This is a genomic window from Arthrobacter sp. Y-9, from assembly GCF_029690065.1.
In the GTDB taxonomy this organism is placed as follows: Bacteria; Actinomycetota; Actinomycetes; order Actinomycetales; family Micrococcaceae; genus Arthrobacter_E.
The window spans coordinates 3,235,878-3,261,308 of record NZ_CP121463.1 but is presented as its reverse complement, the minus strand read 5'-3'; the positions used below and the strand labels follow the sequence as shown (position 1 = coordinate 3,261,308).

Here is a 25,431-nt window from a genome sequence, read left to right as displayed (position 1 = left end):
CACCAGGGCGGCCCCGCCCGTTTCCCGCCTTCCCGCCCGGACAACCCTCTAGGACCTGTCATGACCACTGCCACGCCGCGGCGTTTCGGCTTCGGGGCGCGCCTCTCGCGCTGGGATCTGAAGCTCTCGCCCTACCTCTACATTTCGCCGTTCTTCCTGCTGTTCCTCGTCGTGGGGCTTTTCCCCATCGCCTACACGGCGGTCATCTCGTTCATGGACTGGGACCAGGTCCGCGGCAAAGGGACCTGGATCGGATTCGACCAGTATGCCTACGTGCTGGGCCAGCCGAAGTTTTGGATCGCCCTCCGCAACACGTTCAGCATCTTCCTGCTCTCCAGCGTTCCTCAGATGGTGTTCGCGGTGTTCCTCGCCGCGCTCCTGGACCAGAACCTGCGCGCGAAGACCTTCTGGCGCATGGGCGTGCTGCTGCCGTACGTCGTCGCGCCCGTCGCCGTCGCGCTCATCTTCTCGAATCTGTTCGGTGACCGGTACGGCCTCGTCAACACCGCGCTGCAGGGCATCGGCCTGGAGCCGATCCCGTGGCACACCAACGCTTTCGCCAGTCACATCGCGATCGCCACGATGGTGAACTTCCGCTGGACGGGCTACAACACGCTGATCCTCCTGGCCGCCATGCAGGCGATCCCTCGCGATTACTACGAGGCCGCGACGGTGGACGGCGCGGGCCGGTTCCGCCAGTTCTTCGCCATCACGCTGCCGAGTCTGCGTCCGACGCTCATCTTCGTCGTCATCACCTCCACCATCGGCGGTCTGCAGATCTTCGACGAGCCCCGGATGTACGACCAGTACGGGACCGGAGGGTCCAACAGCCAGTGGCTGACCATCTCCCTGTACCTCTACAACATCGGCTGGGGCGAATGGAACTTCGGACGCGCGGCCGCTCTGGCCTGGCTCCTGTTCCTCATCGTGCTCGTCATCGGCGCGATCAACATGCTCATCACCCGCGCCCTGGTGCGCACGGACGGAGACCAGCGATGACCACCGCAACGCGCACCACCGCCCGCGACCGCAGCACGACGACGGCGCCCACATCGCCCGCCTCGCCACGCACCCGACGCGTCCGCGGCACCCGTCCCGGATGGTTCGTGTACGGGTGTCTCGGCCTCGTGCTGGCCGGGAGCGTCTTCCCGTTCTACTGGTCGTTCCTGATCGGTTCGGGGGACGCCTACACGCTCCGGGACCCCCACATGTCCTGGATCCCCGGCGGCAATTTCATCGCCAATGCCCTGACCGTGGTCAACGACCCCGCCTTGAACTTCTGGAAGGCCCTGTGGAACTCGGTCTTCACCTCGGCGCTGATCGCGCTCTCCGTGGTGTTCTTCTCCACGCTCGCCGGCTGGGCGTTCGCCAAGCTCCGCTTCCGCGGGCGTGGCTGGCTGCTCGCGTTCGTCGTCGGGACCATGGCGGTGCCGACCCAGCTGGGTGTCGTCCCGCTGTACGTGCTCTTCAATGAGCTCGGCTGGACGGGGAAGACGGGCGCCATCATCGTCCCCGCGCTCGTGAGCGCGTTCGGGGTGTTCTGGATGACCCAGTATCTGCAGCAGGCGGTGCCCGATGAGCTGATCGAGGCGGCCCGGATGGACGGGGCCAGTTCCTTCCGCACCTTCTGGACCATCGGCCTGCCGGCGGCCCGTCCCGCGGCGTCGATGCTCGGGCTGTTCACCTTCGTCTCGGCCTGGAACAACTTCTTCTGGCCGTTCATCGTGCTCGACCGGCAGGACCCGACCCTTCCGGTGGCCCTGTCACTGCTCCAGTCCAACCATTTCGTCGACTACTCGATCGTGCTCGCAGGTGTGCTGCTGTCGACCATCCCGTTGCTGATCCTGTTCGCCGGAGCAGGAAAGCAACTGGTCAGCGGCATCATGCAGGGCGCGGTGAAAGGATGACCCGTATGTCCCGACCCTTCCCGGAGAACTTCCTCTTCGGCGCCGCGACCGCCGCGTATCAGATCGAGGGCGCCGCGTTCGACGACGGCCGCACCGCCTCGATCTGGGACGCCTTCAGCCGCGTTCCGGGAGCCGTGGTGAAGGGAGACACCGGGGATGTGGCCTGTGACCACTACAACCGGTACCCCGAGGACGTCGCGCTCATGCGGGAACTGGGCCTGCAGAGTTACCGGTTCTCGGCGTCGTGGTCGCGCGTGCGGCCGGACGGCGGCGAGGTCAACCCGGCCGGGGTCGCGTTCTACGACCGCCTGGTCGATCAGCTGCTGGAAGCGGGGATCCTGCCCTGGCTGACGCTCTACCACTGGGACATGCCTCAGGCGCTGGAGGAGAAGGGCGGCTGGACGGTCCGCGAGACCTCGGACCGGTTCGTCGAGTACGGGCTCACCCTGCATGACGCGCTCGGCGACCGGGTGAAGCACTGGACGACGCTGAACGAGCCGTGGTGCTCGTCCTTCCTCTCCTACACCGCGGGCGTGCACGCCCCGGGCCGGTACGACGTCGGCGACGGACTGCTCGCCGCCCATCACCTGCTGCTCGCCCACGGACGCACGATCGAGGCCCTGCGCGAGCGTGATGACGCCCTGGAATGCGGCATCACGCTCAACCTGACGGTCGCGGATGCCGCCGATCCGCAGGACCCCGCTGATCTCGACGCGGCCCGGCGGATCGACGGACAGTTCAACCGATGGTTCCTCGATCCGGTGCTCCGCGGTTCGTACCCGGAGGACACCGTGGCGGACATCCGGTCGGCGCACCCGGAAGCGGTGACGCGGTGGGAGGCGGCCGTCCAGGACGGCGACCTCGCCGCGGTGTCCACGCCGCTCGACTGGCTGGGCGTCAACTACTACCACGGTGAGCTGGTGTCGGGGCACGCTCCCCGGAGCGCGGACGAGCAGGCGCCGGGAGGCGATGCCCACGTCTCCCGGCGCACGGAGTCACCCTTCCCGGCCGCCGAGGGGGTGCACTGGGTCGAACGCGGACTCCCGCGCACCGGCATGGACTGGGAGGTGCAGCCCGACGGCCTGAGGCGGGTGCTGCAGCGCGTCGCCGAGTCCGCCCCCGGCCTGCCCCTGTACGTCACTGAGAACGGCGCGGCGTACGACGACGGACTCGTTGATGGCCGGGTCCCCGACACGGAGCGGACCGCGTTCCTGAGGGACCACCTCGGCGCCGTCCTCGAGGCGATCGACGCGGGAGTCGAGGTCCGCGGCTACTTCTACTGGTCTCTGCTCGACAACTACGAGTGGGCCTGGGGATACGAGAAGCGGTTCGGGATCGTCCGGGTCGACTACGAGACGCAGGAGCGCCTGGTGAAGGACTCGGGGCTTGAATACCGGCGGATCATCGCCGAACGGACGGTGTGAGTTCATGACGGGCTGCCCGGCCCACACTTCGGCGCGGACCGGGAAACCCCGGCCTGTGCCGTGGTGTGGGCCGGCGCTGCCCGACAGGAGGGCGGTGTAAGATCACGGCTGTCATCCGCGATGAACCCGAAGCGTATGCAGGAGAACGGAGCAGGGGTGGACCCGAGGGAAAGTGCAGCCCGGCCGACGCTGGAAGAGGTGGCGGCCGCCGCCGGCGTGTCCCGATCCACGGTGTCACGGGTGGTGAACGGTTCCACCGCGGTGAGCCCTGAGGCCCTGGAGGCCGTGGGCGCCGCCATCGAACGGCTCGGCTACGTGCCGAATCGCGCCGCCCGCTCCCTGGCCACCCGCCAGACCCATGCGATCGCCCTGGTCGTCCCGGAGGACACCACCCGCTTCTTCGGAGACCCGTTCTTCGCAGCCGTCGTGGCCGGGATCAGCGACCGGATCGCCCGTTCGGACTATGTCCTGAACCTGCTGGTGGCCAGTGATGATCCGGATGGGCGGGTCACCGGCTTCGTCCGCAACGGCGGCGTGGACGGGGCGATCGTCCTCTCGTATCACACGAGCGATGCCTTCATCGACAGCATCGTCGAGGCCGTTCCCGTGGTCTTCGGCGGCCGCCCGTGGGCCGAGCGGGAGAGCGATTACGTCGTCGACGTCGACAATGTCACCGGCGCGCGGTACGCGGCCGACCACCTGATCAGCACGGGACGCACCAGGATCGCGACCATCACCGGTTCCCTGTCGATGGGGGCCGCGGAGGACCGGCTCCAGGGATTCCGCAAGGCGCTCCTCGACGCCGGGCTGGAACCCTTCGCGGAAGTCCCCGGCGACTACTTCGAGGCCGACGGTGTCCGGGCCGCACGCGAGCTGCTCGCCCGGGCCGCGGAACCGGGCGGGCGGCTGCCCGATGCGATCTTCGCGGCGAACGACCTCATGGCCCGCGGCGCGCTGGAGACCCTCACCGCGGAAGGGATCAGGGTTCCGGAGGACGTCGCGATCGTCGGATATGACGACTCCCCGGTCGCGGTCTCCACGACCCCGCCTCTCACCACGATCCGTCAGCCGCTCCATGCGCTGGGCGAGGCGACGGCCGGCGTCCTCATCGACCTGCTCACCGGGGCCACTCCGCCTCGCCGGACGGTCCTGGAGACCGAGCTCGTGGTGCGCGGATCCGCCTGAGTCCAGGCCGTTCGGTCCCCGTGACGCCGGCGTGACAACCGCGGCACTAGGCTGGAGGGATGGTGACACCGGAGAAGGAGCATGCCGAGCACGACGCCGCCGTGGCCCGTATTCAGACGGGCCTGACCACGGTCAGCAGGCGGGGGAGTGCCCGCTTGAGGCGCTCCAACCAGACGCTCTCGCCGGTGGACCATTCCATGCTGGAGTACATCCGTTCCCACCCCGGGTGCCGGGCCGTGGACATGGCCACGCATTTCGAACTCAACCGCTCCACGGTGTCCCGGCAGCTCGCGGCGCTCACCCGTATGGGCCTCATGGCCGTGGTGGATCCGGAGTCCACGGCACGCAGCCAGGCCCTGCGGCTCACCCCGGAGGGCGAGGCGGCGCTGGAGACCTCGGCCCGCCTGCTCAATGAAGTCATGATCGAACGGCTCGCCGACTGGTCCAACGAGGACCTGGAGGCGTTCGCCGAGATGCTGGACCGCTTCAACGCCGCCATGGGGGAGAACTAGCGAAATCCCGGCCCCGGCAGTCAGCGCGTCAGCCGGGTCTCATCCTCCACGGCGCCGAGCTTCTGCGGGTTCCGCATCGCGAAGATCCGGGTGATCCGGCCGTCCTCGACCGCCACGCTGATGAGCGTGGGGCCCGCCACTTCGTCGTCGATGCGCAGACCCGGCAGGCCGTTGAGCCACAGCACCGCACTGCGCGGATTCACCGCCGCCTGCGGGAAGGACTTGAGCAGGTTGACGACCTTCTTCAGGCCGAGGACCGGCACCCTGACCGCCTGAGCCAGGCCGCCGCCGTCGGCGATCAGCACGACGTCGGGCGCCAGGACGTCCATGAGCCCCTGCACATCGCCGGTGCTCACCGCCGCCAGGAACCGTTCCACGACCTGTCGCTGCTCGCCGCGGTCGACGTGGACGCGAGGACGCCGCGCGGCCACGTGGGAGCGGGCGCGGCTGACGATCTGCCGCACCGCGGCCGGCGACTTGTCCACCGCCTGGGCGATCTCCTCGTACGGGGTGTCGAACACCTCGCGCAGCACGAACACCGCGCGCTCCACCGGCGCCAGCGACTCCAGCACCGTCAGCATGGCGATTGAGACGCTCTCGGCCAGCTCGACGTCGTCGGCCACATCCGGCACGGTGAGCACCGGCTCGGGGAGCCATTCCCCGATGTAGTCCTCCCGCCGCCGCGCCAGGGTCCGGAGCTGGTTGAGCGCCAGGCGCGTGACCGTCCGGACCAGGTAGGCGCGGGGATCGCGCACCTCGGCGCGGGCCTCCGGGTCCAGCCCGGCCCACCGCAGCCAGGCCTCCTGCACCAGATCCTCGGCGTCCGCTGCGGAGCCGAGCATCTCGTAGGCCACGGTGAAGAGCAGGCTGCGGTGGGTGACGAACGGGTCCGCGCTGTCGAGGGCGCCGGGGCTGCTCATGGCGCTCAGGCTACCCCGTGGCCGCTGCGCGCCGCGAGGGGTTTCAGTTCGCAGGCCTCGGCGAAGCCTTCGGACTCGATGCCCATCGCCACGTTGCCGCGGGTCGTGAGGTTCGCGAAGCCGATGACGCTGGTCAGCTCCACGAGCGCCGGCGCCCCGAGCGCCTTCAGCAGCCGTGCCGAGAGCTCGTCGGTCACGGTGACCGGGGTGCTGGTCGTGGCCTCGGCGTACTCGAGGACGTCGCGCTCCAGGGGCGTGAAGACGTCGGAGTCCCGCCAGCAGGGGATCTGGCGCGCCTTCTCCAGGTCGAGGCCCTGGTTGTAGGCCATGAAGTAGTTGTAGTCGAGGCACCAGCTGCAGCCGATGTACGACGCCACGGCCATGTGGGCGTAGGACTTCAGCGATTCGTCGCAGTGGTTCCACTTCTGCAGCTTCTGCCCGAAGCCCATCGAGGCCTTCAGGACGCCCGGGCTGTGCCACATGACGCCCAGGGATTCCGGGACGCGACCGAACATCTTGGCGCTGAACTTCTTGACCAGCGCTCCGTAGAGGCCGGTGATCTCGGTGGCGGGGATGCGGGTGGTCATGACTCCTCCTGAGGGGTGTTCCGTTCCTGACGTCATGAAGACACCGCCCGGGGCCGATCTGTGACAGATAGGGTGGAAACCATGAGCATCTCGCAGGACCAGGCCTATTACCGGGACACCTACCTTTTCGAATCCCCCGCCCAGGTGGTGGCCGCAGGCCAGGACGACGACGGCGCCTGGGTCGCCGTGAGCCCGAACATCTTCCACCCGAAGGGCGGCGGCCAGCCGTCCGATGAGGGCACCGTCAACGGCGTGCCCGTGGTCCCGTCCCGCACCGAGGACGGTCTCGTGGTGCTGAGCGGCGACGGGCTCGCGCTGGATGAGGGCGCGGAGGTGGTCTGCGCGATCGACGAGACCCTGCGCAAGCGGCACGCCGCGCTCCACACCGCAGGCCACGTCCTGGGTCACCTGGGCGAGGCGCGGGGCTGGCAGAGCGCCGGCCACAGCCACTACCCGGGTCAGGCGCGGCTCGACTTCAATCCCGAGGGCCTGGAGTCAGAGCTCGCGACGCCGGAGCTGCGGGACGCGGTGCGCGCCGAGTTGCAGGAGGCGTTCGACGCCGTGCTCGCCCGCGGCGGCGCCGTCACCGCCGCGACCGATGAGTCCGGGCACCGCACCGTGACGATCGAGGGCGTGAACGCGGAACCGTGCGGCGGGACGCACGTCTCGGACCTGTCCCAGCTGAAGGACGTCCGCGTGCTCGAGCTGAAGGTCAAGCGCGGCGCCCTGAAGGTCCGCTACGAGGCCGACCACGCCTGACCGCAGACCTTAACCGGCGATGGTCGCGTCGCCGGGGGTGCCGTCGGCTGCCACCTCGACGAGGATCGCGTGGCCCCAGAACAGCTCGTCATCGTCGTAGTAGGCGGTCATCGAACCCTCCGTGTCGAGGGAGAGCTCGCTGAGGCGGATGCGCTGAGCGAAGGTGTCGGCGGTGATCGGAGCTTCGGGCGCGGCGTCTTCCTGCTCGTAGTCCTGCGCATCGTCCTGCCAATCGTTGGCCAGGTCGGTGAGCTTCTTCGCGGCGAACGCCCGCCACCGTGCGTCGATGGCTGCCAGGTCCGCGACCAGCGTGTGCAGGCGGCCGAATGTCGCCCGGCAGGTCTCGGCGCCCAGGATGGCGGGCTCGTCGACGGCGAGCGTCACTGAGATGTCGCCGTCGTCTCGCGCGATCAGGCCCGAAAACCATCCGAAGGCGCGATCGAGCTCGAAATCGCCGATGTCGGTGGACATGGTGACGGGCTGGACCCACTGGTCCCTCCGCTCGAGGAGGAAGCGGTTCTGCACGTCCCGTTCCACCACCTCGTCGAGGGCGAAGTGGTGCGAGAGATCGGGGACGGGCAGCCCGTACTTGGCGTACTCGGCAGGATCCGGGGTCGCGCGGCGCGCCCTGACCACGTATTGGGTCAGCGGCTTGAGGTCGTGAATCCACGTATCGCGCTGCTCGTCGGTCGCGAGCCACGACAAGCGCCCTGATGCGTCCACATCCGAGCCGTTTTCGTCACGGTAGGCCAGCACGTCGGCTGAGGCCGTCCAGAGAACCGCGCCACCGGCTTTCCCCGCCCCACCGGTGTGCTGACCGGTGAGGACGGTGATCTCCACCGCGTCCGACGCGTGGCGCTTCTCAAAGTCCAGACGTTCCTGATCCCCCGACATACGGGTCACCCTACCTGGCCCGGGTCATCCGGCGCTCAGGCGTTGCGGCCTCGTGCCGCGATCTCCCAGCGCTCCACGACGGCGCCGTCGGACACCACGGTGACCTCGTCCACCAGGTTCACCGCGACGCAGACGTGATTGGGGATGAGGCGCAGCCTGCTGCCCAGCGCGGGCAGCGGTGCGTCCTCGGGCCACAGGACCGTCGCGTGATGCTCGGACAGGGCGCTGACCCGAGCGTCGGGCTCCTCCTGGACCCGGGCGAAGCCGCTCGCCCAGGCGGGGCGGTCGCCGCCGAGCATCTTGCTGCCGGCGTCGAGCACGATCCGGCGCGGCATGTCCTCGGACCCTTCGTGGCGGCTGACCACGGTCGCTGCCACGCTGAGGGACACGTCCTCCGGGGCGCACCGCCCGAGCTCGAGCTGCTGAGCGTCCCCGAACACGTAGACACCCGGCCGCAGCTCCGTGGCGACCGAGTCGCCGGTGAGCAGCGCCGTCGGCGTCGAGCCTCCGCTGAGGACCTCGACGTCGTGCCCGGCCTCCCGGAGCGCGACGGCGGCCTGGTCCAGGGCCGCTCCCTCCTGGTCCACCGCGGTACGGGGCATGCCCGGGGCGTAGCTGTGACCCGGGAACGTGAAGACGCCGGCGACGCGGAAGCCGGCGTCGCGGGCGGCGTCGGCGATCGCGGCCGCGTCCTCGGGCCGCACGCCGCTGCGGTGATGCCCGCTGTCGATCTCGACCAGCACGCCGAAGTCCGCGGATGCCGGACCGAACAGCCGGCCGGCCTCCCGGATGGCCTCGACGGAATCCGTGCCGAAGGCGATCCGTGCCCGCTTCGAGAGAGCCGTGAGACGCTCCGCCTTCGCCGCGCTGAGCCACAGGGGGTAGGCGATGAACAGGTCGGTGGCTCCGTGGTCGGCGAAGACCTCCGCCTCGCCGATCGTCGCGACCGTCAGGCCCACCGCTCCCGCCTCGAGCTGAAGCGCCGCGATCTGGGGGATCTTGTGCGTCTTCACATGAGGCCGGAGCGCCAGACCCCGTTCCCGCACCCGCGAGGCCATGCGCTCGATGTTGCGGTGCAGAATGTCCCGCTCGATCAGGATGGCAGGGGTCTCGATCTCGTCCGGGATGCTGTGCATGGCTTCATTCTGCCGCACCGGATCGAGTGGTCACGATCGCCCGGTCACACCGGCGAGGAGGCGTTCCTCCTCGTCAGAGCTCGATGAGCGCTGGAGTGATGTCGAGGCGCAGTCTCGTCAGCATCGACTGGAACTCGTCGAGGGGGTGCTCCTCGGAGGCCGTGGCGATGCAGACGAGCCGCCCGGATCCGGGCGTGGCCAGTGGAGCGAAGTCGGCCACGACCTGATCCGCAGGATCAAAGAGGGGCAGGCTTGGCGCCACCCGCGCGATCGCGGGAGCCAGCCACGGCAAGTGCGTGCTGGAGAGGGACAGCCCACCCAGCCGCCCGTGCTGTGCGCGCAGCGCCGCGATGAAGGCGGCGATCGGCTGCTCGACGTTCGCGAAGTCGAGGAAAGCCCCTGACTCGACCAGCCCGATGAGGTCGTCGGCGGCCACGGCGTGCACGCGGTGTGCCTCCAGGCCCACGGCGTTCTCGATGAGCTGCGCGAGCGCGTCACTCTGGATCAGGACGCTCGCGCCGGCGACCATGAGGGTGCTTTCGCCGGGGAGCGAGGCCAGCGCCGAGCGCACGGGAGGCACCACACCGAGCACCGGCACGCTGACCTGGGCGCGCAGTGGTTCGAGGACCGTCACGCTCGGCGCGTTGGAGGCGAGAATGATCGAGGCCGCGCCCAGGGATTCGAGCGCCTGGGCCGCCCTGCCGACGCTGGCCAGCAGGGCCTCTTCGCTCTTGGCCCCATACGGGAAACTCGCGCGGTCGGCGAGATACAGCACGTCCTGCCGGGGATACGCGGCGCGGATGCGGCGCACCAGGTCGTAGCTGCCGATTCCCGCGTCGAAGATGCCGACGGGGCGGTGCAGCACCTCCGCACCGGTGAAGGTCTCCACCGTCATCACGAGTCCCGCACCGCGTGCCGGAGGGTTTCGCCGTGCACGTCCTCCAGGGTCACATCCACCACGAGGTGCTCGGCGACCACGACGGCGCGCACGCCCTCGGACACCTTCGTCACCACGGTGGACTCGACCTCGGTGAGGTCACTGTCCGGGGCGACGCTCACGGCGCATTCCGCGCGCCAGCGCCGGTGCGGGGAGTCGCTGTCCTCGGGCCGGACGTCCACGTAGTTCACCTGGATGCGGGCGATTCCGCCGAACACGTTCCGCACGGCGTCGGCGAGGTCCAGCGACGTCACCTTGACCGGTCCGCCACCATCGGCGGCGATCGCGCTGGTGCTGCGCAGAGGGCGGAGGTTCTCGCGGACCGCGCGCATCACGGCGGCGATCGCGCCGTCGTCGTTCCCCTGGCTCTCTTCCTCGGTGCGGAGGAGCGTGGCCAGGCCGGAGTCCAGGTCCTTCAGGCGGGCACGCTCGGCGTGGCACCAGGGGCACTGGATTTCGTGGGCGTCGGGTGGCCCGTCGAGATTCTGCAGGACGTCATCGCGTGTCCTGCCGCAGGGCAGGGTGCTCATGGCGTCGCCTCCTCTCCAGGATCGGTGGTCAAGGCCGCGCGGGCCCGTGCCAGGCGTCCGCGCAGGGTGGTCTCGGTAGTCCCCATGGCGAGTGCGGCGTCCCGGTAGCTCAGTCCGTGCACGGCCACCAGCAGGAACGCCTCGCGCTGCGCGAGCGGCAGCGCGGCCACCCGGCTCCACGCCCGCTCCAGTTCCAGTCTGCGCTCGGTCTGCTCTTCGGGCTGCGCGTCCTCGGGGGCCGCGAGCTCCAGGATCTGAGCGTCGAGCGAGTCGGCTTTGAGCCTATCCCGCGAACGGATCCTGTCCAGGCAGACGTTGCGGGTGATCGAGTACGCCCAGCCGGTGAAGGCGGCACGGTCCTTCAGATGGGGGAGCCGCCGCCAGATGCGCAGCCAGGCCTCCTGGACGGCGTCCTCGGCTTCCGCCCAGTGCCCGAGCACGCCGCGGGCGAAGCTCCGCAAGGGGCCGTTCAGGCGCGTGACGAGGTGTTCGAAGGCGGTCGGATCACCCTCCTGGGCGCGGCCCACCCAGGGAACGAGTGAGTCGGGAACCCCCTGTGACATGTGGCCAGCCTAAGGCAGGATGGGAGTAAGCGGGAGCGGGGTCCCAGAACCCCTCATGCTATGTGATGCAGATCACGGAAAGACCGCGTGAGGATTCCGGTGTCCGCTCCGTCTTCTTCTGTGTCCAGCGTTTTCGACAGCAAGACTGAGAAGCAAGGAGTGACCATGTCGCAGAATGTCAGCCCCGTCGTGAAGCCCACCGGTGAGGAAGCGGAACGCCAGGCGAAGCGCGAAGCAGCGCAGCAGCACGAGCAGCAGCAGGAGACCCGCCTCACGGGCCCGCTGCACACCGACCACGGCAAGACCACCATCGAAGATCGCGTGGTCCAGAAGATCGCCTCGATCGCAGCGCGCGAGGTCCCCGGCGTCTACGCCATGGGCAATGCGGCCCGCCGGACGTTCAACTCCATCGCGGAGCGCATCCCGGGCGCGTCGGCCAACACCGCCGGCGGCGTGAACGTGGAGAAGGGCGAGCAGCAGGCCGCCATCGACGTGACCATCGTCGTCGAGTACGGCTTCTCCATCGTGGAGGTCTCCCAGGACATCCGCGCGAACATCATCTCCGCCGTGGAGCGCGCCACGGGCCTCGAGGTCATCGAGGTCAACGTGGACGTCTCCGACGTGCACCTGCCCGAGGACGACGACGACACCTCGTCCGACTCCGGGCGTGACGATCTGAAGTGACCACCACGGGCAGGGGCGGCCATCCCGGCCGCCCCGCCCGGTGGCCCGTAAGCCGCCAGAGCAAGCTGCCATACAAGGAGCAGACATGAATGCAACACGTTGGGGCCTGGCCGCCGGCATCGTGATCGGCCTGATCATCGCGTTCGGCTCGTTCACCCAGCTGATCGTCGTCGCCTTTTTCACCCTGGTGGGCGGCGCCGTCGGATGGGTGCTGCAGAACCGCACCGATGTGAGCGGGTTCCTCAAGCAACGCCGCAGGTGAGCTCATGACCACTCATGAGATCGCGACAGCGGACTCCCGGCCGGACGGCCGGGGCAACACGCACATCCCGGCCGCCGTGCTGGCCAAGATCGCGGCGCAGGCGGCCCGGGAAGTCGACGGGGTCGGCGCGCCTGCAGGCGGAGTCCTGGGCGTGGCGCAGCGACGGGACTTCGACCGCAGGCCACGCGCCGAGGTCGAGATCCTCGGCAGCACCGCGGTGGTGCGGCTGGACCTGGGCCTGCGCTATCCGAGCCCAGTCGAAAAGACCTGTGATGCCGTCCGGCAGCGGGTCGACGACAGGCTCCGGCGTGACGCGGGCGTCACCCGGACCCAGGTGGACATCACGGTGTCCTGGTTGAACGCAGAGGACACGAACGAGCGAAGGAGGCTCCTGTGAAGCGTTTCTGGCATGTGCGCCCGGCGCGCACAGTGGCGATCCTGCTCGCCGCGCTGCTCGCGCTGGCCGTCGGCTGTCTCAGCCTGTGGGCCGGGGCGGCGCGGCTGTCCAGCGGCTCCTGGCCTGACCCGGTCAACGGCTGGCTCTCTCAGCTCGCCGCGGCGGGCTGGCAGGACCCGGTCTGGGTGGGCATCGGCGCTGTTCTGGCCGTGCTCGCGCTCGTGTTCCTGCTGGCGGCGGTCCTCCCGGGCGGCAGGGCCACCCTGCTGCTCCAGGGCGACGACGCCGGCGCCGGCCGTGAGGAAGTGCTGGCCGCCGCGGGGCTCTCCGCCCTCGTGCGCGCCGCCGCCGAGCGCGCGGACGGAGTCTCCTCCGCCTCGGTGACGTCCGGTGAGAAGAGCGTGCGCGTCGTCGTGCGCACTCCGGTCCGGACCACCGCGCCCATCCGCGACGACGTCCGGCGCCGCGCGGAGACCGTGCTCGACAGCCTGCCGCTGCGGCGTGTGCCGCAGGTCCAGGTGCAGGTCCTCAGGAAGGGAGAAGGCTGATGTGGAAGACCCACGGACCCCGGCAGCGGGTGCTCCTGATCCTCGCGGTCCTGGTCCTCGGAGCTGCTGCGGCACTCGTGCTGCTCGGCCGGACCGTCCTTCCCTCCTGGGGTGTGACGGTGCCGGAGAAGCCCGTCGGGCTGATCCCGTGGCAGGGCGATCAGGCGGGAGCCGCGGTCGTGATCGCGGGCGCCGTCCTGGTGGTGCTGGCCCTCTGGGTGATCCTGACGGCTCTGCCCTCGAAACCCGCCACCCACACCTTCCGTTTCCACAGTGACCGCTCAGGAGGAGCGATGACCCAGATCGACACCGGGGTGATCGCCCGGGCCGCGGAGAACGCCGCCACGTCCCACCCGACCGTGAGCGCGGCCGGAGTCCGCATCAGCGGCAGCGCGAAGGAGCCCGTTCTCTACGCCAAGTACACGCTGCGCTCGGACGCGGACGCCGTGGAGGCGATGGAACTGGTGGAGCAGCGGCTCATCCCCGACATGGAGACCGTGCTGGGCGTGGGCTTCACGCGACGGCACGTGCGGTTCGACGTCTCCGCACCGGCCAAGCAGGATCCGGGGCATCTGAATCTGGTGGGCGCCTCGGCGTCCCATCCCGGCTGAACGCAGCCGGACTTTTCATCAACACCTGACACTTTTCACCACCACCTGAAAGAGGAGCAGACACATGGGTTTCATCGGATGGATCGTTCTCGGCCTCATCGCCGGCGCCATCGCCAAGGCGATCATGCCGGGTGAGCAGGGCGGCGGTTGGTTCGCGACCCTGATCCTCGGCGTCATCGGCGCCGCGCTCGGCGGCTGGATCGGATCCGCCGTGTTCAACACCGGCATCAACAGTTTCTGGTCGCTGGGTTCCTGGCTGCTGGCGATCGGCGGTTCGCTGATCGTGCTGGTCATCTGGGGATTCGTCACCAAGCGCCGCTCCTGACGCGGCGCGGGCGCCGGGCGGAGGTCCGCTCGGCGCCCGGAGCCGGAGCTGATCCGGCTCACGGAGAGTTCAAGCATCTGGAGGAAATGAGGTCGTCATGGGAAAGAACATTCTGATCCTGGCACTGGTCGCCGCGGCGGCGTACCGCATCGGTGTGGAGAAGGCGAAGAAGCGGGACGGGGACTACGAGGATCTCCGTCACCAGGTCGAACGCCTTCTGACCGGGAACACCACCAAGAAGGTCCGCCGGAAGCTTGCCAAGGTCAGCCGGCAGGGCGCGTGATCCCTGAATCCAGGTGAACCCCTGGATCCAGGGGATCGGCGTTCCGCGACCGTGGTGATCCCACGGCGCGGCGGTTGAAGAGGCTGTGGCCCGGGCGGTGCCCGGGCCACAGCTGTCGGTCCGGCGGATGCCGCGGGCATCCGTAGGTTGTTCGCCGGGAATGCCCGAGAATAACAACATCATTCGCAGTGAAGCAGTGCGGAGGGGTCTGGGCTGAGGGGCGTCGCTCCCAGTCCGGGCCTGTCCCGCCCGGACGAGAAGGAGGGGCCGATGCAGCGCATCGGATTGGTCTGGAACCCGTCGAAAGTCTCCCGTGAGGAGCTGGAAGCAGCGCTCGCCGAGTTCCCGGATGCCGAGGTCTCCTGGTGGGAGACCGATCCGGAGGATCCCGGTCAGGGCGCCGCGCGGCGAGCCCTGGAGGACGGGGCCGACGTCGTCGTGGCCGCAGGTGGGGACGGCACCGTGCGTGCCGTCGCCGAGACGCTCGCCGGGAGCGACGCCGGGGTGCCGCTCGGCATCGTGCCTCTGGGCACCGGCAACCTTCTGGCCCGTAACCTCGGCGTCCCGCTCGGCAGTCTGAAGGACGCGCTCGGGCGTGCGATCGCGGGGGAGGAACCCCGGAAGATCGACCTGGCCTGGGTGGAGGCCGAGATCGACGGCGTCGCGGAGAAACACGCGTCGGCCGTCATGGCCGGCATCGGGATCGACGCCCACATGATCACCGAGACCGACGACGACCTCAAGTCCCGTGCCGGCTGGCTCGCCTACGTCGAGGCGATCGGTCGTGCCATCGGCACGAGCGACGTCCTCGACCTCACGCTCACCCTCGATGACGAGGACCCGTGGGAGACGTCGGCCCACACCCTCCTGGTGGGGAACTGCGGCACCATCCAGGGCGGCATGGTGGTCTTCCCGGATGCGGAGCCGGACGACGGGCTCCTGGATCTGACCGTCCTCAGCGCGGACGGCATCGGCACCTGGCTCGACACCGCACGCTCCTACCTCTGGGACAACGGCATCCGGAAGTTCATCGGCAAGGAGGAATCCGCGGTCGATTCGGAGTCGGTGTCCCACCGGCAGGCGCGGCGTCTCAGCGTGACGCTCTCGGAGCCGAGGATTCTGGAGATCGACGGCGAGGACCTGGGCGAGGTGCGGTCCTTCACCGTCAGCATCCAGGAGGGCGCCCTGACGGTCCGCTGAGGTGGGAGGCGGGTGCGGGGGCAACGAGGGACCCGAAGGGTCACCTCAGCCTCGACGGCTCCTCGGCGCGTGAATTCGACGTGGACACCGGTACCGTATCGCAGCGGATGTTCGCGCCCGACCGCCGGGATTCTTCTGCGGCCCACACGACACGGTGCGACGCCAGGCTTTCTTCCGGGGAGGAGAGTCGGGTGGAGTCACTGGTTCGCAGTGCATCGAGGAATGCCTGCACGAGGGAGCCGTCGGCGCCACCATGTCCATCGGCCGCGCTTCCGGTGCCTTCGGCCTCGATTTCGATGCGCTCTTTGTGGTTGGTCACGAAGTCGTGGATGGTGATCGATCGCCCGTCGCCTTCGATGCTGCCCGTGGTGCCGAAAACGCGGGTCTTGCGGAAGTCCAGGTCAGTGAAGGCCGTGACCGTGAAGGATGCGGTGGCTCCTCCGGCGAACTGGAAGTTCACGACCTGGTGGTCTGCCACGTCGTTCTGCCCCAGGAACACGCATTTGCCGTACGGCCCTTCCCGCAGTGCGCGTTCGATGTTCTGTGCGGTCACGACGGGGTCGAGGACTGCCAGGGGCCAGCGTTCGTAGCTGGGGTCTCCGAGGAAACCGCGGTAGATGCGGGTCGCTGAGTAGGCGCAGTCGTTCTGCAGCGGGCAGTCGAGGCACCGTTCGGCGGCCTGGGCGGGTTTGTTCTCGGGACGGAAGTGGTAGAGCCCGCCGTAGGAGGACACGTCCTCCACGGGGCGGCCGACGAGCCTGAGCAGCCAGTCGACGTCGTGGCTTGATTTGGCCATGAGCATGGGGGACGAGATGGCTTCCTTCGCCCAATTGCCGCGGACGTAGGAGTGCGCGAAGTGCCACCACCCGATGGGTTCGAGATGTTCGACGGAGACGATGTCACCGATGCGGCCGGCGTCGACGAGTCCGAAAAGGCGCTGTGAGTAGTCGCTGTACCGCAGTACGTGGCAGACGGCGAGCATGACCTCGTTCTGCCGTGCGGCGTCGACCATGGCCCGGGCTTGTTCTTCGGTGGTGGCCATGGGCTTTTCGACGAGTAGGTGCAGTCCGGCGCCGGCCAGGCCGATGGCCGGCTCGGCGTGCTCCTGGTCCGGAGTGGCGATGACTGCGGCGTCCGCCAGGGCGGCGCCGGTGGCGGCGAGATCCTGCCAGGACGCGAGTTCTTGGATGTTCTGCTGTGGGAGGACGGATTTCAGGGCGCGCACTCGAGCCGGGTCCGGGTCGATGACGGCGGTGATCCGGGCTCCTTGATCGGCGGCGAGTCTTGCGTAGCTGAGCCCGCGGGAGCCTGCCCCGACGATCGCGATGCGGGGGGTGTTCATTGCCCGTTTCCTTCTTTCCGAGTGAGCGGTTGCTTGGTGATGTCGTTGATGAGCCAACGGTTTCCCTCTTTCACGAGGGTGAGGGTGCGGTGCTGGGTGTAGGGCTTGTTCAGGGCGAACTGGTTGGTGCTCAGGAACCCCGGTTCGGCGTGTACGAAGTCGAAGGTCGCGTCGATTTCGGCGTGTGCGGTTTTCCGGTCGGGCGACAGGGTGGAGACGTACCAGGCGATTGCGAGCGAGCGTGTTTCCAGCTGTGAGGTGGTGAAGAGGTTCTTCGTTGTGCCGGCGTAGTCGTTGCGGCCGAGGGTCGTGGTGAAGGTCCTGGTGTAGAAGGTCTCTTCCTGGGCCACGCTGACCGCCACGTTCGTCGCTGAGCGCTGATCGACGGTTCGAGTATGGAGAGCGACCACTTTCTGGGCGGCCTGAACGTCCGGGTCGTCGTCGGGGACGGATACTCCTGCTGTTCCGTCGGACTTGGCCAGGTGCCAGATGCTCTGGCCCGGCTGGATGGTCGGGGACAGAGCCGCAGGACTCGGTGACTGGACCAGGGAGGAGCTTGATCCGGTGGGCGCGGTGGGGCTGCATGCCGTGATGCACAGGGCGCTGGCCGCGGCGATCAGGATCACCGTGGCACTGGTACGGGTTCTCATGGGATTCTCCTGGGAGGGGTGGCCGTGTCACCACGGCCACCCCGTCGAGGGCGTGCCGGGTCAGTTCTGCACGTAATCAAAGGCCCATTGGGCCGACCAGGCGGTGTCCTGGATGTTGCTGTACTGCACGAGGCCGTTGTTAGCTTCAACGTTCATGGCGGCGCCGGTCTGGCGGTTCACGATGCGTTTGTAGCCGTTGAGGTTGTTCAGGCTCCAGTCCGCGGATGGTTGTGTCTGACTCACTGTTCCGACCTGCACGGTGCCGGTGTTCTGCGCGGTGTTCATGAACTCGCCGGTCCACCGGTTCTTCAGGCGCGTGTACCCGTCAGTCGTGGGCACTTCGGTCCACTGGCTGGACCAGTAGGTTGCCGGGACGGCCGAGGATTCAAGGTTGCCGGTACGGTTTTCGATGTTGAGGTACTTGCCGTTCTGCCGGTCCTTGATGCGTTCATAGACGCCCGGGTAGCCGCCGTCCTTGGAGTAGGTGCGCAGGTAGTCGACTTGCCAGTTCTTGGGCCATACGTCGTTGTGCACGCCGGAGCCGGCGTCGGTATAGATGCCCAGGATGAGGCCCATGGCTTCGTTCGGCGCGTCGTTGATGGTCTTGAAGAGTTGCCCGTCGAAGTAGAAGTCGAGTTTCGTCGGGGACCAGTCAAGCCCGTACGTGTGGAATTCATTCTGGGTGTCACCGGAGCCTGCGGGCAGCTGGCACACGCATCCGGTCCACTGGGAGACGAAGTTCGGGTCGGACCAGCCGTAGCCCCACTGGCGCCAGGTGCCGGGCGCGCTGAAGAAGGTCTCGAGCATGTCGATCTCGGAGTTGCCGTTTGCGGAACTCTTATCGCCCGTTCCGACCAGCCATAGTGCCTGGTGGCCGCCGCCACCGCCGTTGAACAGCTTGGCTCGCATCTCGATGTAGCCGTACTTCATGGTGTAACCGTTGAACGATTCGTGGTGGTCATTGGGCATGGTGTTGTTGAACCGGTGCCACCAATCGGCGTCGTAAGTCTGGATGCTGGAGACCTTCACCGTGCTGTCGTAAGTGGGGTTCCAGGCCGGGGTGTCCGGGTCGATCCGCTCGTTCAGCACGCCGTTGGAGATCGTGTAGCGGGCCTTGGCATTCTCCCGGTTGGAGGTCCAGTGTGGGAGGTAGTAGTCCATCCACTTCGTGCTGTCCAGGGTGGTTCCGTTGAACTCCTCGTCAAAGGACAGGGTGTACCCGGGTTTGGTCAGGGGGCTGGGTGGTGTGTCGCTGGCGTGGGCCGCTTGGCTGACTCCCATCAGGGTGCCGGCGGAGAGCACGCCCGTGAGCAGGACGGCGAGGTGCTTCTTCATTGATGCTTACTCCTCAGTGATCTATTGCTGGAACTGCTTCTTGCATGTCCGCCGGCGTGCCCGGTGGGCTCGGTCGGCGGGTGCTTGGGGTCGGTCCTGGGGGTTACCGGACGGCCCCTTGCAGGAACCCGCGAACTAGTTGCCGCTGGAAGATGGCGTAGACGATCACCACAGGGATGACGACGATGATCGTTGATGCGCTCAACAGGGGGATGTCTTTGCCGTACTGGGTGACGAACTGGCCCAGGCCTGCCGGTGCGGTGCGGCGACTGGGATCCTGGATGAGGACCAGAGCCAGCAGGAACTGGTTCCACGCCCACATGAAGTAGAGCAGCGCCAGGGTGGCCAGGGCCGGCTTGGCCGTGGGCAGCAGGATCCTGACGAAGACGGTGAAGGCCCCGGCCCCGTCCATTTCTGCAGCCTCGGTCAGTTCAGTCGGGAGGGAGTCGAAGTGTGACCGCATCCAGAAGATCCCGAAGGGCATGAATACCCCGATCAGGGGCAGGATCAGCGCCCAGTAGCTGTCCAGCAGCCCGGCGGCGCGTAGACCGTAGTACAAGGGCAGCACGATCGACTCCAGGGGCAGGGTCAGACCGAGCAGCAGTACTGCAACGACGACGCTGCTGCCGCGGAAGCGGTACCGGGAGAGGGCGTATCCGCCCAGCGTGGCCAGGATGAGGCCCAGAGGGACCACCCCGATCACGACGACGCTGCTGGAGAGGAAGAGTTTGGCGAATCCTCCCACGCTCCAGGCGGTGGCGAAATTCTCCCAGTGAGGTGTTTCAGGCCACGCCAGGCCGATGACGGGGGTGCCCGGTTCTTGCACTGAGGCGAAGAAGATGGAGATCAGGGGGACGATGGTCAGGGCGACTGCGGCCAGGAGAACGATCGCCGTGGTGAAACGCGTCGCGCGAGTCATCGAGTGTCCTTAGGTCGAGCAAACAGATTGATGATGATCACGACGCCGTAGACGATCAGACTCAGAGCGACGGACAGGGCCGAGGCCAGGCCGACCTTGTTGTAGCTGAAGGCGAGGCGGTAGATCTCCACGCCCGGGACCATCGTCGAGGTCCCGGGGCCGCCGAGGGTCATCACGTAGATGATGTCGAAGCTGGCTAGCGCGGCGATCACGGTGACCGTGGCGGCGACACCGATTTCACCACGGAGCTGTGGGATAGTGATGGAGAAGAACTCCCGGACCGGTCCGGCGCCGTCCAGGCGTGCCGCCTCGTACAGGCTCTGATCGATGCGCTGAATCGCCGAGGAGAACAGCACCACGCACAACCCGGTGCCGACCCATGCCCCGACGAATCCGACGGCCGGAAAGGCCCAGTCGAAGTCACCGAGCCACGGCCGGGCGGCCGAGTCCAGCCCGACGGCGCGCAGCAGGGAGTTGACCAGCCCGGCGTCGCTGTAGATGGATTTCCAGGCCACGCCCACAGCGACCAGCGGCAGGACCTGTGGCAGGAAGATCAGTCCGCGCGCCCAGCCCCAGCGGCCCTTGGCGTCGCCGGCGACCAGTGCGGCGATCACCAGCCCGCAGCAGATCGGCAGAACGGAGAAGAAGACGATGAGGCCGAAGGCGTGGGTGAGGCTGGCTGCTTGCTCCGGGTCGGTGAACACCGTCACGTAGTTCTGCAGCCCCACCCACGTCGCGGCGCCGATGCCGTCCCAGTCGTACAGGGAGTACCACACCGAGTTCAGCCACGGGACGATGACGAAGACGAGGTAGAACAGGAGCGCCGGGGCCAGGTACAGCCAGGCGACGTTCCCTCTCCAGAAGGGTGTTCCTCGACGACGGTGGACGGATCGGCTCACTTGTGGCTGCCCGCCCAGTCGGTCTGGATCGCGGCGAGAACCTTATCGACCGTGGTCTTGTTCGAGACGAGTTCCTGAGTCTGCTGAGTCAGGGTGTCGTTCATCGACGCGGTGGCGTTGTTGTTGAAGCTGACCACACCGTTGGCCTCGGTGACAGTTCCGTAGGCCTGGACCAGGTCCCTCTGCAGTCCGGGCTTGGCCGTGATGGCCTTGGTGTTGAACGGCAGGAAGCCGGCATCGAAAGAGGCCTGCGCGGCGGCATCCGAACGGAGGAAGTCGAGGAACGCCGCGGCGGCGTTCGGGTGCTTGCTCTTGGCGGAGATCGCGTAGGCGGTCGAGCCACCGATGGCGGTGGGAGAGGCACCCGGGAACACCGTGAACCCGACCTTAGCGCCCAGCGCCTTCTCGATCGTGGCCGCGTCCCAGTTCCCGTCGACGAGGAAGGCACCCTTGCCCTGACCGAACTTGGTGACCGCGCCCTGCAGGTCCGTGGCGTTGGCATCCGCGGGGATCAGGCCCTGCGCGGCGAAATCCTGCAGCTTCTGGGCCCCCTCCCGGTTGCCCTTGGTGTCGAAGGTCGACCCGGACTTCCCCAAGGCCCACGCATTCGCCGGCTCCGCGCCGTCGATGCTCTGCCCGACAGCCTGGACCAGGAAGGAGGCGTGTCCCTGTGCATTACCCAACTGCAGCGGCGCCAGGCCGGCGTCCTTGGCCTTCTTCAGATCCGCAGTGAACTCATCCAGCGTCTTGGGAGGATTCGTGATGCCAGCCTTGGCCAGCAGATCCTTGTTGTAGTACAGCCCGACCACGCTGCCGGAGGTAGGCAGGGCATAGAGCTGATCGCCGCCGAGGCTGACCTTGTCCGCGCCGACCTTCCACTGTCCCAGAAGGGTCGAAGCGACCTCTGTGTCCCAGTGATAGAGCTTGGCGTATTCGTCGAGATTGCGCACCAGGCTGTTTTTGGCGCTGTTGCCCATCATGTTCAGCAGTGCGACGTCGGGCGAGCTGGTCGAGGCCAGGCTCAGCGCCAGCCCCTTGTTGTAGTCGTCGAAGGTCGTCTTCGTGACTTCGACTTTCACGTTCGGGTACTTCTTCTCAAAGTCAGGGATGATCTTCGCTAGCGGCGCTCCCGACTCAGGGGTCGAAGTGACGGTCAGGGTGACCTGCTCTGCACCGAGCGTGGTCGAGGGCTTCTCGGTGTCTCCTGCGGCTGGAACGTTTCCACCCGGGGCGCAGGCGGAGAGGCTGATGGCCAGCAGGGCACTCATCACAAGAGGGGTAGTAGATCGGGATCTCATTGTCGGCTCCTTGGCGACTCGCAAACACTTATGAAAATGAAATCCATAAGTCTCGTGAACCTTATGGCCTGCAATCTCAGCGCGTCAAGGGGTATGGTGCAAAGTAACGAAAGGCATTTCATGAACATCCCTGCTACAGCTCCGATTCCAGCACTGACACGTAACGGTCTGGCCGTCCTGCGTGCCCTTCGCGGATCCGGACCGTTGACGCTGGGGGAGCTGGCCGAACGCATCGACGTCTCTCGCCCCACCGCAGGGGTAGGTGTGGGAGAGCTCGAGGAGATCGGGTGGGTGCTCAGTGACCGGGCTTCGCAGGGGATGGGACGGCCGGCGCGACGACACGCATTGAACGCCCCCGCGGCAGCGGTCGTGGGCGTTGACCTTGGGCTTCACTCCATCCGGGTGGTCCTTCATGACCTCAACGAGGGACTGCTGGCTGACCACCGGGTGGCCAACCACGAGGGCATCGGGGCCGCCGAACAGCTGGACCTTCTGGTCAGCGTCATCAGTGAGGCTGCCGCCCGGGCGGGAAGCCCCCCGTTGCTGGCCATCGGCGTCGGACTTCCCGGCGTGGTGGACCGCAGCGGGCGCATCGTGATCGGCCCATCCCAGGCAGGCTGGGGCGGTCTCCCTCTGAAAGGCCGATTGGCCGCCGTCTTCGACTGCCCCATCCTGATCGAAAACGACGCCATGGCCGCGGCCAGCGCAGAACACCAATGGGGGGCCGGCCGTGGGGCCGACAGCTTCGTCTACCTGCTCGGAGGCCACCGAACGTCCTCGGCCATCGTCATCAACGGTCGGCTCCTCCGCGGAACGAACGGTGCCGCGGGCATGGTGGGCGAGCTGCCGGAACTCCAATGGGATGGATCCGCCCGGCAGCTCCTGAACGACGCCGAGGCGCAGGGAGACGATCTGCTCTCTGTCTTCGTCAGGGCGCAGGGCGGAGATGCAATAGCCTCGGCCGCGGTTGACTCATATCTGGATCGGCTCTCGGTCGGGCTGGCCGCCGTGGCCCTGGCCATCGATCCGGAGCTCGTGGTGCTGGGTGGAGGCATCTCGCGTGTCGGTGCGCAGATCGGTCCTGCTCTGCAGGAACGGCTGCACGCCCGGGCTCACATCATCGCCCCACGGATCGAAACATCACCGCTCGGGGCTGAAGCCACCGTCCGGGGCGCCGCGCATTTGGCGTTCACCGCAGTCGACGGTGAGCTGGACACTCGCATGCGAGCCATCTGATCCCACCTGCATGCCGCCAACCAGGAGATGAGCTCCTCGCCTCAGGGGCCCTCAGCGCTCCTCGACGAGGCAGACCAGGTGGCCGTCGGCGTCGCGGACCACGGCCATCCGGTCGCCCCACGGCCGGGTCTCCGGAGCGTCGATGACCTCGCCGCCCTGCGCCGCCCACGTCTCACACAGCGCGTCCAGCCCCGGAACGGTGAACGTGGCAGCGACGGAGAGGTCGCTCGCCTGGCTCTCCCGTTCGTGGAGGAACACCTCGACGCCGTTGCCTGCGGTCAGCATCGCGAAGCCCGGGGTGAGCTGCGCCGGCAGGCCGAGGAGGTCGCGGTAGAAGGCCAGGGACGGTTCCAGGGCGCGGACGGAGATCACCACGCGGGACAGTGCTGCGGACATGCTGTGCTCCTCTGGCTGGTCGTGCTGGCTGGTCGTGCTTGCCGGTCGCTAGGCGCTCGGCCACACCCCGGACGTCCCGCGGCGGTGGCTGTCCACCAGGTGCGTGTCCACGATGCCGATCGCTTCCATGAGCGCGTACATGGTGGTGGGCCCCACGAAGTTGAAGCCCTTCTTCTTCAGAGCCTTGGACAGGGCCTTTGACTCGTCCGAGACGGTCGGGACGTCCGCGAACGTGCGCGGCGCCGGGGTCTCGGCAGGCTTGAAGGACCAGACGAAATCCACGAGTCCGCCTTCCTCGCGGAGCGCCACGGTGGCGCGTGCGTTGGCGATGGTGGCCAGGATCTTCGCCCGGTTCCGCACGATGCCGGCGTCCGCCATGAGCCGCTCGACGTCGTCGTCCGTGAAGGCCGCGACCGCGTCCGGGGCGAAGTCCGCGAACGCGGCCCGGAAGGCAGGCCGCTTCCGCAGAATGGTCGCCCACGACAGACCCGCCTGGAACCCCTCCAGCGAGATCCGCTCGAACAGGCCCTGCTCGTCACGGACGGGCATGCCCCATTCGGTGTCGTAGTACTCGCGCATCATGCCGTCGACGGCGGCCCACGCCGGGCGGCGCAGACCGTCCTCGCACAGCACGGCGTCGCTCGCCGGGGCGCCCTGGGCGGTTGCCTCGCGGGCCGCGGCTGGGTCGAGCGTCTCGGTCATGGCTTCCTCCGGTACGTCAGATCGAACACCATGCGCCCGGCCTCCAGGGCCTTGCGCTCGAAACTCGTCAGGGTCCGGCCTTCGAAGCGCGGGGCCCAGCCGCCCAGCTCGTCGACGCCTTCATTCGGGCCGGTGTGGCCGGTGCTCACGGGAGCGCGGCCCTCCCGCACGGGTGCGCCGCCCACCACGGTCTCCACACCGCTCGCCCACACCTGCGTGAGAGGGCTGTCCTCACCGGCGCGCTCGCCGTCGTGCAGATTCTCGAAGTCCGGTGAGGCGTTCACGACGTCCCGCGCGTGCACGGCGTAATTGGACCAGTCGGTGGCGATCCGCCACAGTCCGCCCGGCTCCAGCGCCTGGGCGACCTGCTCTGCGAACGCGGGCTGAAGGAGGCGCCGCTTGTGGTGCTTCGCCTTGTGCCAGGGGTCCGGGAAGAACACCCACACCTGATGCACCGAGCCGGCCGGCAGCATGGTGGTCAGGACCTCGGGGGCGTTCGCCTGCACGACACGGACGTTCGTCAGGCCGGCCTGCGCGATCTTGACGAGGGTGTTGGCGAGGCCCGGCGTGTAGACCTCGACGGCCAGGAAGTCCCATTCGGGGTGCTCCGCGGCGGCGTGCGTGACGGCCTCGCCCAGGCCGGAGCCGACCTCCACCACGAGCGGAGCCTTGCGGCCGAAGGCGGCCTCGGCGTCGAAGCGGTAGTCGGGGTGCACCGAGGTGTCGGCGACATGGCGCGGCACGTCCACCACGAAGCGGTCCGCATACTCGTCCCAGGCCTCCTGGCGGCGGCCCTGGAGCCGGGTGCCGCGCCGCACGAAGCTCACGGGGTTGCGCCGGTAGGTCCCGAAGGAGGCCTGGCTGCCTTCGGTGACGGGGCGGTGCGGGGCGCGCGGCTCGGAGGCGGGGGCGCTCTCGGAGGCGTTCGCGGGGTCTGGGGATTCCATGCCGTTCATCGTCTTCCAGAGTACCGGGGAGGGGTGACAGGGA

General features: G+C 68.0%; 31 protein-coding genes. 15 read left to right on the top strand and 16 right to left on the bottom strand.

Features of this window, described 5'->3' with window-relative positions; all coding sequences use genetic code 11:
* Window positions 1-60: 60 nt before the first annotated feature.
* From P9849_RS14800 to P9849_RS14780, 5 genes are all read left to right on the top strand, one after another.
* Window positions 61-999: a sugar ABC transporter permease gene (locus P9849_RS14800; protein ID WP_278267480.1), complete on the top strand. Its 939-nt coding sequence runs from the start codon at window positions 61-63 to the stop codon at window positions 997-999.
* Window positions 996-1,907: a carbohydrate ABC transporter permease gene (locus P9849_RS14795; RefSeq protein ID WP_278267479.1), complete on the top strand. Its 912-nt coding sequence runs from the start codon at window positions 996-998 to the stop codon at window positions 1,905-1,907. The genes P9849_RS14800 and P9849_RS14795 overlap by 4 nt, the downstream gene beginning before the upstream one ends.
* A complete protein-coding gene (locus P9849_RS14790) occupies window positions 1,904-3,331 on the top strand; it encodes a GH1 family beta-glucosidase (RefSeq protein ID WP_278267478.1) in 1,428 nt (475 codons plus the stop codon). The genes P9849_RS14795 and P9849_RS14790 overlap by 4 nt, the downstream gene beginning before the upstream one ends.
* A 135-nt stretch (window positions 3,332-3,466) precedes the next feature.
* Window positions 3,467-4,516 (top strand): LacI family DNA-binding transcriptional regulator, encoded by a 1,050-nt coding sequence (locus P9849_RS14785; RefSeq protein ID WP_278267477.1) that lies wholly within the window; start codon window positions 3,467-3,469, stop codon window positions 4,514-4,516.
* 59 nt (window positions 4,517-4,575) lie between these two features.
* The gene (locus P9849_RS14780) at window positions 4,576-5,028 is read left to right on the top strand and encodes a MarR family winged helix-turn-helix transcriptional regulator (protein WP_066216220.1); all 453 of its coding nucleotides are present in this window, start codon (window positions 4,576-4,578) and stop codon (window positions 5,026-5,028) included.
* A gap of 20 nt (window positions 5,029-5,048) precedes the next feature.
* Here the strand turns inward: P9849_RS14780 and P9849_RS14775 are convergent, their stop codons facing one another.
* On the bottom strand, window positions 5,049-5,948 hold the full coding sequence (locus tag P9849_RS14775; RefSeq protein WP_278267476.1) for an RNA polymerase sigma-70 factor: 900 nt from the start codon (window positions 5,946-5,948) through the stop codon (window positions 5,049-5,051).
* 5 nt (window positions 5,949-5,953) lie between these two features.
* Window positions 5,954-6,535: a carboxymuconolactone decarboxylase family protein gene (locus P9849_RS14770; RefSeq protein WP_278267475.1), complete on the bottom strand. Its 582-nt coding sequence runs from the start codon at window positions 6,533-6,535 to the stop codon at window positions 5,954-5,956.
* A gap of 81 nt (window positions 6,536-6,616) precedes the next feature.
* Here P9849_RS14770 and P9849_RS14765 point away from each other — a divergent pair, with 81 nt between their 5' ends.
* On the top strand, window positions 6,617-7,294 hold the full coding sequence (locus P9849_RS14765; protein WP_278267474.1) for a hypothetical protein: 678 nt from the start codon (window positions 6,617-6,619) through the stop codon (window positions 7,292-7,294).
* A 9-nt stretch (window positions 7,295-7,303) separates the two neighbouring features.
* Here P9849_RS14765 and P9849_RS14760 read toward each other — a convergent pair whose 3' ends face one another.
* The 5 genes from P9849_RS14760 to P9849_RS14740 all read right to left on the bottom strand — a co-directional run bounded on the left by P9849_RS14760 (window position 7,304) and on the right by P9849_RS14740 (window position 11,354).
* On the bottom strand, window positions 7,304-8,188 hold the full coding sequence (locus tag P9849_RS14760; RefSeq protein WP_278267473.1) for a DUF2262 domain-containing protein: 885 nt from the start codon (window positions 8,186-8,188) through the stop codon (window positions 7,304-7,306).
* Window positions 8,189-8,223: 35 nt separating this feature from the next.
* A complete protein-coding gene (locus P9849_RS14755) occupies window positions 8,224-9,324 on the bottom strand; it encodes a D-TA family PLP-dependent enzyme (protein WP_278267472.1) in 1,101 nt (366 codons plus the stop codon).
* A 73-nt stretch (window positions 9,325-9,397) separates the two neighbouring features.
* Window positions 9,398-10,219 carry an aspartate/glutamate racemase family protein gene (locus tag P9849_RS14750; RefSeq protein WP_278267471.1) on the bottom strand — a complete coding sequence of 274 codons (822 nt, stop codon included), beginning with the start codon at window positions 10,217-10,219 and terminating at the stop codon, window positions 9,398-9,400.
* Window positions 10,219-10,791: a hypothetical protein gene (locus P9849_RS14745; RefSeq protein ID WP_278267470.1), complete on the bottom strand. Its 573-nt coding sequence runs from the start codon at window positions 10,789-10,791 to the stop codon at window positions 10,219-10,221. The genes P9849_RS14750 and P9849_RS14745 overlap by 1 nt, the downstream gene beginning before the upstream one ends.
* Window positions 10,788-11,354, bottom strand: coding sequence for an RNA polymerase sigma factor (locus P9849_RS14740; RefSeq protein WP_278267469.1), 567 nt, complete (start codon window positions 11,352-11,354; stop codon window positions 10,788-10,790). The genes P9849_RS14745 and P9849_RS14740 overlap by 4 nt, the downstream gene beginning before the upstream one ends.
* 165 nt (window positions 11,355-11,519) lie before the next feature.
* Between P9849_RS14740 and P9849_RS14735 the strand changes: the two genes are divergently transcribed.
* The 8 genes from P9849_RS14735 (at window position 11,520) to P9849_RS14700 (ending at window position 15,664) form a co-directional block, all read left to right on the top strand.
* Entirely contained in the window at window positions 11,520-12,038 is a 519-nt protein-coding gene (locus P9849_RS14735) for an Asp23/Gls24 family envelope stress response protein (RefSeq protein ID WP_278267468.1), read from the top strand.
* A gap of 85 nt (window positions 12,039-12,123) precedes the next feature.
* Complete coding sequence (locus P9849_RS14730) at window positions 12,124-12,300, top strand: DUF2273 domain-containing protein (protein WP_107004201.1); 177 nt, start codon at window positions 12,124-12,126, stop codon at window positions 12,298-12,300.
* Between the two features lie 4 nt (window positions 12,301-12,304).
* Window positions 12,305-12,697 (top strand): Asp23/Gls24 family envelope stress response protein, encoded by a 393-nt coding sequence (locus tag P9849_RS14725; protein ID WP_107004200.1) that lies wholly within the window; start codon window positions 12,305-12,307, stop codon window positions 12,695-12,697.
* A complete protein-coding gene (locus P9849_RS14720; protein WP_278267467.1) occupies window positions 12,694-13,245 on the top strand; it encodes a DUF6286 domain-containing protein in 552 nt (183 codons plus the stop codon). Before P9849_RS14725 ends, P9849_RS14720 begins: the two co-directional genes overlap by 4 nt.
* Window positions 13,245-13,856, top strand: coding sequence for a hypothetical protein (locus P9849_RS14715; protein WP_278267466.1), 612 nt, complete (start codon window positions 13,245-13,247; stop codon window positions 13,854-13,856). The genes P9849_RS14720 and P9849_RS14715 overlap by 1 nt, the downstream gene beginning before the upstream one ends.
* A gap of 64 nt (window positions 13,857-13,920) precedes the next feature.
* The gene (locus P9849_RS14710; protein ID WP_066216241.1) at window positions 13,921-14,181 is read left to right on the top strand and encodes a GlsB/YeaQ/YmgE family stress response membrane protein; all 261 of its coding nucleotides are present in this window, start codon (window positions 13,921-13,923) and stop codon (window positions 14,179-14,181) included.
* 97 nt (window positions 14,182-14,278) lie between these two features.
* The gene (locus tag P9849_RS14705) at window positions 14,279-14,464 is read left to right on the top strand and encodes a hypothetical protein (RefSeq protein WP_066216242.1); all 186 of its coding nucleotides are present in this window, start codon (window positions 14,279-14,281) and stop codon (window positions 14,462-14,464) included.
* 270 nt (window positions 14,465-14,734) lie between these two features.
* Window positions 14,735-15,664 (top strand): diacylglycerol kinase family protein, encoded by a 930-nt coding sequence (locus P9849_RS14700; protein WP_278267465.1) that lies wholly within the window; start codon window positions 14,735-14,737, stop codon window positions 15,662-15,664.
* 40 nt (window positions 15,665-15,704) lie between these two features.
* On the opposite strand, the gene P9849_RS14695 is transcribed toward P9849_RS14700, so the two are convergent.
* From P9849_RS14695 to P9849_RS14670, 6 genes are all read right to left on the bottom strand, one after another.
* Window positions 15,705-17,006, bottom strand: a complete 1,302-nt coding sequence (locus P9849_RS14695; protein WP_278267464.1) for a Gfo/Idh/MocA family oxidoreductase — start codon at window positions 17,004-17,006, stop codon at window positions 15,705-15,707.
* Window positions 17,003-17,656, bottom strand: coding sequence for a hypothetical protein (locus P9849_RS14690; RefSeq protein ID WP_278267463.1), 654 nt, complete (start codon window positions 17,654-17,656; stop codon window positions 17,003-17,005). Before P9849_RS14690 ends, P9849_RS14695 begins: the two co-directional genes overlap by 4 nt.
* A 60-nt stretch (window positions 17,657-17,716) precedes the next feature.
* On the bottom strand, window positions 17,717-18,991 hold the full coding sequence (locus tag P9849_RS14685; protein WP_278267462.1) for a family 16 glycosylhydrolase: 1,275 nt from the start codon (window positions 18,989-18,991) through the stop codon (window positions 17,717-17,719).
* A 103-nt stretch (window positions 18,992-19,094) separates the two neighbouring features.
* Window positions 19,095-19,910: a carbohydrate ABC transporter permease gene (locus P9849_RS14680; protein ID WP_278267461.1), complete on the bottom strand. Its 816-nt coding sequence runs from the start codon at window positions 19,908-19,910 to the stop codon at window positions 19,095-19,097.
* Window positions 19,907-20,809 carry a sugar ABC transporter permease gene (locus P9849_RS14675; RefSeq protein ID WP_278267460.1) on the bottom strand — a complete coding sequence of 301 codons (903 nt, stop codon included), beginning with the start codon at window positions 20,807-20,809 and terminating at the stop codon, window positions 19,907-19,909. Before P9849_RS14675 ends, P9849_RS14680 begins: the two co-directional genes overlap by 4 nt.
* Window positions 20,806-22,077 carry an extracellular solute-binding protein gene (locus P9849_RS14670; protein WP_278267459.1) on the bottom strand — a complete coding sequence of 424 codons (1,272 nt, stop codon included), beginning with the start codon at window positions 22,075-22,077 and terminating at the stop codon, window positions 20,806-20,808. The genes P9849_RS14675 and P9849_RS14670 overlap by 4 nt, the downstream gene beginning before the upstream one ends.
* Window positions 22,078-22,509: 432 nt before the next feature.
* Between P9849_RS14670 and P9849_RS14665 the strand changes: the two genes are divergently transcribed.
* A complete protein-coding gene (locus tag P9849_RS14665) occupies window positions 22,510-23,343 on the top strand; it encodes an ROK family protein (protein ID WP_278267458.1) in 834 nt (277 codons plus the stop codon).
* Window positions 23,344-23,394: 51 nt separating this feature from the next.
* On the opposite strand, the gene P9849_RS14660 is transcribed toward P9849_RS14665, so the two are convergent.
* From P9849_RS14660 to trmB, 3 genes are all read right to left on the bottom strand, one after another.
* Window positions 23,395-23,739, bottom strand: coding sequence for a VOC family protein (locus tag P9849_RS14660; protein WP_278267457.1), 345 nt, complete (start codon window positions 23,737-23,739; stop codon window positions 23,395-23,397).
* A 48-nt stretch (window positions 23,740-23,787) separates the two neighbouring features.
* Window positions 23,788-24,321: a DNA-3-methyladenine glycosylase I gene (locus P9849_RS14655; protein WP_243874914.1), complete on the bottom strand. Its 534-nt coding sequence runs from the start codon at window positions 24,319-24,321 to the stop codon at window positions 23,788-23,790.
* Window positions 24,322-24,437: 116 nt separating this feature from the next.
* Entirely contained in the window at window positions 24,438-25,388 is a 951-nt protein-coding gene (trmB, locus tag P9849_RS14650; RefSeq protein ID WP_278267456.1) for a tRNA (guanosine(46)-N7)-methyltransferase TrmB, read from the bottom strand.
* Window positions 25,389-25,431 lie beyond the last annotated feature (43 nt).

Coding starts and splice junctions, on each gene's coding strand:
- P9849_RS14800 (WP_278267480.1), top strand. CDS start 61: ATGACCACTGCCACGCCGCGGCGTTTCGGCTTCGGGGCGCGCCTCTCG.
- P9849_RS14795 (WP_278267479.1), top strand. CDS start 996: ATGACCACCGCAACGCGCACCACCGCCCGCGACCGCAGCACGACGACG.
- P9849_RS14790 (WP_278267478.1), top strand. CDS start 1,904: ATGACCCGTATGTCCCGACCCTTCCCGGAGAACTTCCTCTTCGGCGCC.
- P9849_RS14785 (WP_278267477.1), top strand. CDS start 3,467: ATGCAGGAGAACGGAGCAGGGGTGGACCCGAGGGAAAGTGCAGCCCGG.
- P9849_RS14780 (WP_066216220.1), top strand. CDS start 4,576: ATGGTGACACCGGAGAAGGAGCATGCCGAGCACGACGCCGCCGTGGCC.
- P9849_RS14775 (WP_278267476.1), bottom strand. CDS start 5,948: ATGAGCAGCCCCGGCGCCCTCGACAGCGCGGACCCGTTCGTCACCCAC.
- P9849_RS14770 (WP_278267475.1), bottom strand. CDS start 6,535: ATGACCACCCGCATCCCCGCCACCGAGATCACCGGCCTCTACGGAGCG.
- P9849_RS14765 (WP_278267474.1), top strand. CDS start 6,617: ATGAGCATCTCGCAGGACCAGGCCTATTACCGGGACACCTACCTTTTC.
- P9849_RS14760 (WP_278267473.1), bottom strand. CDS start 8,188: ATGTCGGGGGATCAGGAACGTCTGGACTTTGAGAAGCGCCACGCGTCG.
- P9849_RS14755 (WP_278267472.1), bottom strand. CDS start 9,324: ATGCACAGCATCCCGGACGAGATCGAGACCCCTGCCATCCTGATCGAG.
- P9849_RS14750 (WP_278267471.1), bottom strand. CDS start 10,219: ATGACGGTGGAGACCTTCACCGGTGCGGAGGTGCTGCACCGCCCCGTC.
- P9849_RS14745 (WP_278267470.1), bottom strand. CDS start 10,791: ATGAGCACCCTGCCCTGCGGCAGGACACGCGATGACGTCCTGCAGAAT.
- P9849_RS14740 (WP_278267469.1), bottom strand. CDS start 11,354: ATGTCACAGGGGGTTCCCGACTCACTCGTTCCCTGGGTGGGCCGCGCC.
- P9849_RS14735 (WP_278267468.1), top strand. CDS start 11,520: ATGTCGCAGAATGTCAGCCCCGTCGTGAAGCCCACCGGTGAGGAAGCG.
- P9849_RS14730 (WP_107004201.1), top strand. CDS start 12,124: ATGAATGCAACACGTTGGGGCCTGGCCGCCGGCATCGTGATCGGCCTG.
- P9849_RS14725 (WP_107004200.1), top strand. CDS start 12,305: ATGACCACTCATGAGATCGCGACAGCGGACTCCCGGCCGGACGGCCGG.
- P9849_RS14715 (WP_278267466.1), top strand. CDS start 13,245: ATGTGGAAGACCCACGGACCCCGGCAGCGGGTGCTCCTGATCCTCGCG.
- P9849_RS14710 (WP_066216241.1), top strand. CDS start 13,921: ATGGGTTTCATCGGATGGATCGTTCTCGGCCTCATCGCCGGCGCCATC.
- P9849_RS14705 (WP_066216242.1), top strand. CDS start 14,279: ATGGGAAAGAACATTCTGATCCTGGCACTGGTCGCCGCGGCGGCGTAC.
- P9849_RS14700 (WP_278267465.1), top strand. CDS start 14,735: ATGCAGCGCATCGGATTGGTCTGGAACCCGTCGAAAGTCTCCCGTGAG.
- P9849_RS14695 (WP_278267464.1), bottom strand. CDS start 17,006: ATGAACACCCCCCGCATCGCGATCGTCGGGGCAGGCTCCCGCGGGCTC.
- P9849_RS14690 (WP_278267463.1), bottom strand. CDS start 17,656: ATGAGAACCCGTACCAGTGCCACGGTGATCCTGATCGCCGCGGCCAGC.
- P9849_RS14685 (WP_278267462.1), bottom strand. CDS start 18,991: ATGAAGAAGCACCTCGCCGTCCTGCTCACGGGCGTGCTCTCCGCCGGC.
- P9849_RS14680 (WP_278267461.1), bottom strand. CDS start 19,910: ATGACTCGCGCGACGCGTTTCACCACGGCGATCGTTCTCCTGGCCGCA.
- P9849_RS14670 (WP_278267459.1), bottom strand. CDS start 22,077: ATGAGTGCCCTGCTGGCCATCAGCCTCTCCGCCTGCGCCCCGGGTGGA.
- P9849_RS14660 (WP_278267457.1), bottom strand. CDS start 23,739: ATGTCCGCAGCACTGTCCCGCGTGGTGATCTCCGTCCGCGCCCTGGAA.
- P9849_RS14655 (WP_243874914.1), bottom strand. CDS start 24,321: ATGATGCGCGAGTACTACGACACCGAATGGGGCATGCCCGTCCGTGAC.
- trmB (WP_278267456.1), bottom strand. CDS start 25,388: ATGGAATCCCCAGACCCCGCGAACGCCTCCGAGAGCGCCCCCGCCTCC.